This is a genomic window from Nocardia nova NBRC 15556 (assembly GCF_001613005.1).
Lineage (GTDB): Bacteria > Actinomycetota > Actinomycetes > Mycobacteriales > Mycobacteriaceae > Nocardia > Nocardia nova.
On record NZ_BDBN01000050.1, the window covers coordinates 65380 to 72157 of the forward strand.

The 6778-nt window shown below is 66.7% G+C and carries 5 protein-coding genes and 1 pseudogene; 3 read left to right on the top strand and 3 right to left on the bottom strand.

The annotated features are described in order from the left end of the window. Nucleotides 1–21: 21 nt before the first annotated feature. Together NN2_RS20475 and rpsT are read right to left on the bottom strand one after the other, a co-directional pair. The gene (locus NN2_RS20475; RefSeq protein WP_156511383.1) at nt 22–1032 is read right to left on the bottom strand and encodes a phosphatidylinositol-specific phospholipase C domain-containing protein; all 1011 of its coding nucleotides are present in this window, start codon (nt 1030–1032) and stop codon (nt 22–24) included. 199 nt (nt 1033–1231) lie between these two features. Further along, nucleotides 1232–1495 (bottom strand): 30S ribosomal protein S20, encoded by a 264-nt coding sequence (gene rpsT, locus NN2_RS20480; protein WP_039777096.1) that lies wholly within the window; start codon nt 1493–1495, stop codon nt 1232–1234. Between the two features lie 334 nt (nt 1496–1829). Between rpsT and NN2_RS20485 the strand changes: the two genes are divergently transcribed. Then, nucleotides 1830–2621: an aquaporin gene (locus NN2_RS20485; RefSeq protein ID WP_030512823.1), complete on the top strand. Its 792-nt coding sequence runs from the start codon at nt 1830–1832 to the stop codon at nt 2619–2621. A 68-nt stretch (nt 2622–2689) separates the two neighbouring features. On the opposite strand, the gene NN2_RS20490 is transcribed toward NN2_RS20485, so the two are convergent. Further along, nucleotides 2690–3259, bottom strand: a complete 570-nt coding sequence (locus NN2_RS20490; protein ID WP_030512824.1) for a type II toxin-antitoxin system PemK/MazF family toxin — start codon at nt 3257–3259, stop codon at nt 2690–2692. 223 nt (nt 3260–3482) lie between these two features. On the opposite strand from NN2_RS20490, the gene lepA reads away from it, so the two are divergent. Both lepA and NN2_RS20500 read left to right on the top strand, forming a co-directional pair. Then, a complete protein-coding gene (gene lepA, locus NN2_RS20495) occupies nt 3483–5324 on the top strand; it encodes a translation elongation factor 4 (protein WP_082857134.1) in 1842 nt (613 codons plus the stop codon). 244 nt (nt 5325–5568) lie between these two features. Then, nucleotides 5569–6778 (top strand): annotated as a pseudogene (locus NN2_RS20500) (hypothetical protein); the annotation flags it as partial.

Genomic DNA, 6778 nt, shown 5'->3' on the forward strand with positions numbered 1-6778 from the left:
GCTCGTGCAATGTGTCCGGATCTAGCGGTGGTTGTGCGCGATGATCTCGCCGACCAGTGCGGGCCCCGGGAAGTCGGTCATCACGACGCCGGTCGCCGTGCCGGGACGGGAGCGGAGATAGTCGAGTGCGCGCTGATTCTCGTATTCGGCATAGCGGTGGGGAAATTTCGCCGGGTCGGGCACCCCGGAGGCCGACAGGAAGTCCATCGACAGGGCGTGGGCGCCGATGGCCGGGGCCTGCGCGAGGTGGGCGGCGACGGCCGCCCATTTGTCCTCGCGCGTGGGTTTGTCCCACAGATCCTGTGCGTCGATCGGCAGACCACGGTCATCGATTCCGTCGGCCCGGATCACGACGATGGCGCCGCGCACCTCACCCAGCCGGGGAAGCGCGACCGGTCCGGTCGCCGCCGGTCGCCACACCCGTGGCTGCGCGTTCAGGTACCGATCCAGCAGCGGTGGGTCGGGCGGTCGCCCACCCGCGTCCTCGCACTGAAACGTCTTGTCCTCGTTCGTGCATTCGGCCTTCACCCGCATCAGGAGCGTTTCGCGCGGATGCCGATTCAGGAATTGTTCGCCCGCCCGCAGCACGTCGTCGAGACCGGCCTGCTGATAGAAGCTGCCGTGCTGTACGCCGAGGTTGCCGGCCTCGTCGCGCCGGACCCGGATATCGAGCGCCCGGATGCCGGCCTCGAGCTGGGTGCTCAGGGTTCGTTGCGAGGCGCAGGTCGGCTCGGTGCAACCGGTATCGAACTTCTCCTGGGTGACCACGGCCGGTCCGGCCTTACCGCCGTGGATCGACAGGGTGTCGTGGGTGCCGGGAACGGACATCTCGCCGAGCGAGGTGCTGTCGGGCAATGCGCCCATCCAGTCCGGATTGCTCGCCGAGTCGAGGTGATCGATCGCGCCGGCGGTGGCGGCCCGGGGCATCCCGGCGGCCTCGGTGCCCGGCGCGGCCGATGCCGACCGCGTCGCGGCGGCGGATCGTGCGGTCGGCGTCGATTGATCACACCCGGTCAGCAGCGCGCTCGACACCGCCGCCACCACGAGGAAAAGGCCCGTGCTTCTGCGAATTTCCCCACCCCACACCCGCACCACGCTAGCGGACGCGAATCAACGACAAAAGCCGCCGTGGTCATCTGCGATGCAGATCCTCTGCCACGGCGGCGTTGCGAATGCTGTTGTGCGGCAAAATCAGCCGCGTCGGTTCCGGCCGCGGCCGGAACCCGGGAAATCAGCCCAGCTTGTTGAAGGCCAGCGAGAGGGCCGACTTCTTGTTGGCGGCCTGGTTGGCGTGGATGACGCCCTTCGAGGCGGCCTTGTCCAGGCTGCGGCTCGCCGAACGCATCAGCTCGAGCGCCTTGTCCTTCTCGCCCGCCGCGGCGGCCTCGCGGAACTTGCGGATCGAGGTGCGCAGCGCGGACTTCACCGACTGGTTGCGCACCCGCGCCGCCTCGTTGGTGCGGATCCGCTTCATCTGGGACTTGATGTTGGCCACGCCTGTTCCTCTGATTCCTTCTCGTCAGTTGATGTGCTCTAGATGTTCGTGAAAAGTCTCTGGGCGCACTACACCGAAACGGGTAGCGCCGCGCCGACGATCGAGGTTACCAGTTGAGGCGGTGCGAAGCGAAATCGCCGTGCCTGCGCCCGGTCATCGCACAATCCGGTCCGAGTATCCGCGGTCTGCTCCCGATATGCGAATCGCCGTCATTGTGCACCGTTATCCGGTCCCGTAGCGTCCGACTTGGACGGCCGTACGGGTCGTTCAGCGAGTTTCCTGAATCTCCACGTGGTACCGACTCGAAGCACACGCTCGAAAAGGGAGGTGGCAGATGTCTCCGACTGCTCAGGAAGTGCTCGAAAATGTAGTCGAGCAGCGTGAAGTGCCGTTGGCTCGAAAATTGGTGGCCGAGGTGATCGGCACATTCGTACTGGTCTTCGGCGGCGTGGGTACGGCCGTCTTCGCCGGAAGCCGGGTGGGGGTGCTCGGAATCGCGCTCGCCTTCGGTTTCAGCCTCTCGTTGCTGGTCTACGCGATCGGCCCGATCTCAGGAGCGCACGTCAATCCGGCGGTGACCATCGGTCAGCTGGCGATGGGCAGGATCAGCTGGCTCACCGCCGTCTACTACTGGGTCGCGCAACTGGTCGGCGGGTTCATCGCCGGTGCGGTGATCTTCGGCATCGCCAGGAATCTGCCGTCCTACAACCGCGCCTCCGACGGTCTGGCCGCAAACGGCTGGGGTGCGCACAGCCCATCGGCTGTGCATGTGCGTGGCCCCATGGCAACGCTCACGCAGGACGGTTACGGCTTGGCCGCGGCCGTCACCGTCGAGGTAATCCTGACCGCGTTGCTGGTTTTCGTGGTCTTGGCGTCGACCGACCGGATCTCGCATGTCGGGATGGCCGGGCTCGGTATCGGTATCACTCTCGCGGTGATCAACCTGATCGCTATCCCGATCGACAACGCCTCGGCGAATCCGGCACGCAGTCTCGCGGTCGCTCCGTATCAGAACGGGGCACTGCCACAGGTCTGGGTCTTCGTAGTCTTCCCGCTGCTCGGCGGCTTGTTGGGCGCGCTGGTCTACAGCGCCCTGTTCGGCCGCACCCGGCATCTCGCCGACTGATCCGGCGACGCCGATGGTGAATCCGGTCGCGCCACGTGCGGCCGGATTCACTGGTTCGGCCGGCCTGCTCAACCCCAGTTGTATTCCGCACACAGCCGATGCGCGACGTGATCGAAGGTTTTCCGCGGGAGAATCGCCCCCTCACGCCGGATGCCCGCTTCGGGCACGTCGAGCACCCGGTCCAGCCGGACCCAGCTGTCGCGCCCCTCGTAATCCCAAGGGCCCGAACCGATTCCGATCCAATTGTGCTCGGCGCCGCGCGCCGGATTCGAGGAGAGCATCAGCCCCAGCAGAGTCTTGCGCTCCCGGCCCACGACCAGCACGGGGCGGTCCTTGCCGTTGGCCGGATCCTCCTCGTACGGCACCCAGGTCCACACGATCTCGCCCGGATCGGCGCGGCCGTCGAGTTGGGGGCAGTAGACGATCTGGCGGGCACGTTCCCGGGTGGGCACCGGAGTCGAGGCCGCCGGCCGCACCGCGACCGTGTCCTTGCGGCGGCCGCCGAGAGCGCGGTCCCACATCGAGGAACGTTGCATCCGGTCGACGAGTTTCGGCGCCTGCTTCTTGACGATCCGGGGCCCCTGCTCCTTGGCAATGGTCCCCAACTGCTTGCCCAGAGAGCTCCATGTGCTGGCCATATCGGCAGAGCTTAACGGCGAACCGCGCTCGGCTCATCCCCGCCGGATTCGCCTGTGCCGGGCGGGGAATCGAGTGTGCCGCCGCTCACATCCGGGTCGCCGGCCCCGGGAACTGCGCCGTTGCCGCCGATGCCGGCCCGCCGGTGCGTGCACGACCACGCGGTATGCGCACGTAGACTGCCGCATGGCGACTTATCGACTTGTTCACGGGTAGGAGTGTCCCATCAGCACGTTTGCCGACACGACGTTCACCGATCCCTCGCGGATCCGGAACTTCTGCATCATCGCGCATATCGACCACGGCAAGTCCACGCTGGCCGACCGCATGCTGCAGTTGACCGGGGTGGTCGAGGAACGGCAGATGCGTGCGCAGTATCTGGACCGGATGGATATCGAGCGCGAGCGCGGGATCACCATCAAGGCCCAGAATGTGCGGCTGCCCTGGAACGTCGATGGCACCGACTACGTCCTGCACTTGATCGACACCCCCGGCCACGTCGACTTCACCTACGAGGTCTCGCGGGCACTCGAGGCGTGTGAGGGTGCGATCCTGCTGGTCGACGCGGCCCAGGGCATCGAGGCGCAGACGCTGGCCAACCTGTATCTGGCACTGGACAAGGATCTCGAGGTCATCCCGGTGCTGAACAAGATCGACCTGCCCGCGGCCGATCCGGACCGCTACGCCGCCGAGCTGGCCCATATCGTCGGCTGCGAACCGGAGGACGTGCTGCGCGTATCGGGCAAGACCGGCGTCGGCGTTCCCGAACTGCTCAACAAGGTGATCGAGACGGTCCCGCCGCCGGTCGGCGAGGCCGATGCCCCGGCCCGCGCGCTGATCTTCGACTCGGTCTACGACACCTACCGCGGTGTCGTCACCTACGTGCGTGTGGTGGACGGCAAGCTCACCCCGCGCCAGAAGATCAAGATGATGTCCACCGGCGCCACCCACGAACTGCTGGAGATCGGCATCGTCTCGCCCGAGCCCAAGCCCACCCAGGGCCTCGGCGTCGGTGAGGTGGGCTATCTCATCACCGGTGTGAAGGACGTCCGGCAGTCGAAGGTCGGTGACACCGTCACCACCGCGCGCGACGGCGCCACCGAGGCGCTGACCGGCTATCGCGAGCCGCGTCCGATGGTCTACTCCGGTCTCTACCCGGTCGACGGTTCGGACTATCCGGACCTGCGTGACGCGCTGGACAAACTGCAGCTCAACGATGCCGCGCTCACCTACGTGCCGGAGACCTCGGTCGCGTTGGGCTTCGGTTTCCGCTGCGGCTTCCTCGGACTGCTGCATATGGAGATCACCCGGGAGCGGCTGCAGCGCGAATTCAACCTGGATCTCATCTCCACCGCGCCCAACGTGATCTATCGCGTGATCATGGAGGACGGCACCGAACAGGTTGTCACCAACCCGTCGTTCTGGCCCGAGGGCAAGGTGCGCCAGATCTTCGAACCGGTGACCAAGTGCACGATCATCGCGCCGAGCGAGTTCGTCGGCACCATCATGGAGCTGTGCCAGTCGCGCCGCGGTGAACTGCTCGGCATGGACTATCTGTCCGAGACGCGCGTGGAGATGCGGTACACCCTGCCGATGGCGGAGATCATCTTCGACTTCTTCGATTCGCTGAAGTCGCGCACGCGCGGTTACGCCTCGCTGGACTACGAGGAGGCGGGCGAGCAGGAGGCCGCGCTGGTCAAGGTCGACATCCTGTTGCAGGGCGAGGCCGTGGACGCCTTCTCGGCCATCGTGCACAAGGACGCCGCCCAGGCCTACGGCCACAAGATGACCACCAAACTGCGCGAGCTCATTCCGCGGCAGCAGTTCGAGGTGCCGATCCAGGCGGCCATCGGCTCGAAGGTCATCGCCCGCGAGAACATTCGCGCGATCCGTAAGGACGTGCTGGCCAAGTGCTACGGCGGCGACATTTCGCGTAAGCGCAAGCTGCTCGAGAAGCAGAAGGAGGGCAAGAAGCGGATGAAGACCATCGGCCGGGTCGACGTTCCGCAGGAGGCCTTCGTCGCCGCGCTCTCGACCGATTCGTCATCGGACAAGCCGAAGAGGTAGTCTCCAAGGTTCCGTGAGATCAGTTGGACCGTTGACCGAGTCGACTGCCGGTTGATCTTGGGGCTTTCCGGTCATGACCGCCGGTGGCAAGCTCAGAAAGTACCGCTGTGGCCTGTCATCTGTCCGCCTGAAAGAAACCTGAAGGATGTGACAGGCAAGTTTTCCGGAAATAAGGTGTAAAAAGACCCAAATTCGGTAACACCCCGTTCGGTTTAGCCAGCCGAACGCTGAGAGCGGAGTTTGTATGACGCGTGAGCTGCCCTTCGACGATGATGCGGACGCGGGCGATCATGCGAACGATGCCGCATATCGCGTCGCGACCGGTGTCGCGCGGGTGGCTCGGGCCGGTGCGTACGTCACCGGCGGCGCGCTGATCGCCTCCAACGGGTCGCCCGCACCGGAGAACGAATCGCACAACAGCCACATCACCGGCTGGTCCACCGCCGATCCGCATCCCGATGTGCCGAGTCCGGTGGTGACCTATCCGGATCCGTCACCGGACTCCGTTCCGCCGACCCTCGGGAACTCCGCGTCGCACGCCCCGGCCGCACCCGCGCCGGGACTGGCACTGCCGGAACAGCACGGCACGGATGCCTATCCGGGGCTGCAATTGCCCTTCGCCGACGGTGGTCAGCCCGCGCCCGGTATCGGCGGCCTGCCCGGCTCGCCCGACGGCGGGTCGACCGCGCCGCCCTTCTCGATTCCCGGTTCTCCCTCGCACCCGGGCAATCCGCATTCGGGCCACGGTGGTTTCAGTAATCCGGGATTCGGTGGGGGACAAGGCTTTGCGATTCCCGGGACGCACCATGCCAGTGCCCCGGCCGGTTTCGGCCTGCCCGGTGCGCCGGAATCGGAGACCTCGGGAGGCTTCGGTTTGCCGGGTCAGTCCCACGCGTCGGGGGCCTTCGGGCTGCCCGGTGCCGAGGACGCGGTGGATCAGCGGCAGGCCGATGCCGACACGGCCGGCGCCGATCCCTACCCGACCGCACCGCTGCCCGGGCACGGACTGGGCCTGCCCGGCACCAACGGACTCCATCTGCCCGGGATGAACGGGTTCGGCCCCGGCGGGTTCGGCGGTCTGTCAGATCCGCACGACGGTCTGTCGGATCCGCATCCCGGTGCCTTCGACGGCATCGGTGACGGCGGTAATCCCGGCATCTTCCTCGGCACCGAGATGAAGATCGACGCGCACGTCGGATTCGACGGAATCTGGGTGACGACCGAGACCAAGGTCGATTTCGCCGTCGGCGACGTCGGGCACCAGCTCGACGACTACGGGCAGTGGCTCGGCAGCGGCACCCACCAGATCCCCGCCGGCGCAAGCGCATCGGACGCCTCCGGCTGGGCCGGCCAATTCGGTGGCCCGACCTCGAGCGCCCACGCGTCCGGTAGTGCGGCCGACGGTGTGGCCCCGGGTGCGGCGGTGGCGCCCCCCAGTGCGGCCACGGCCGCGG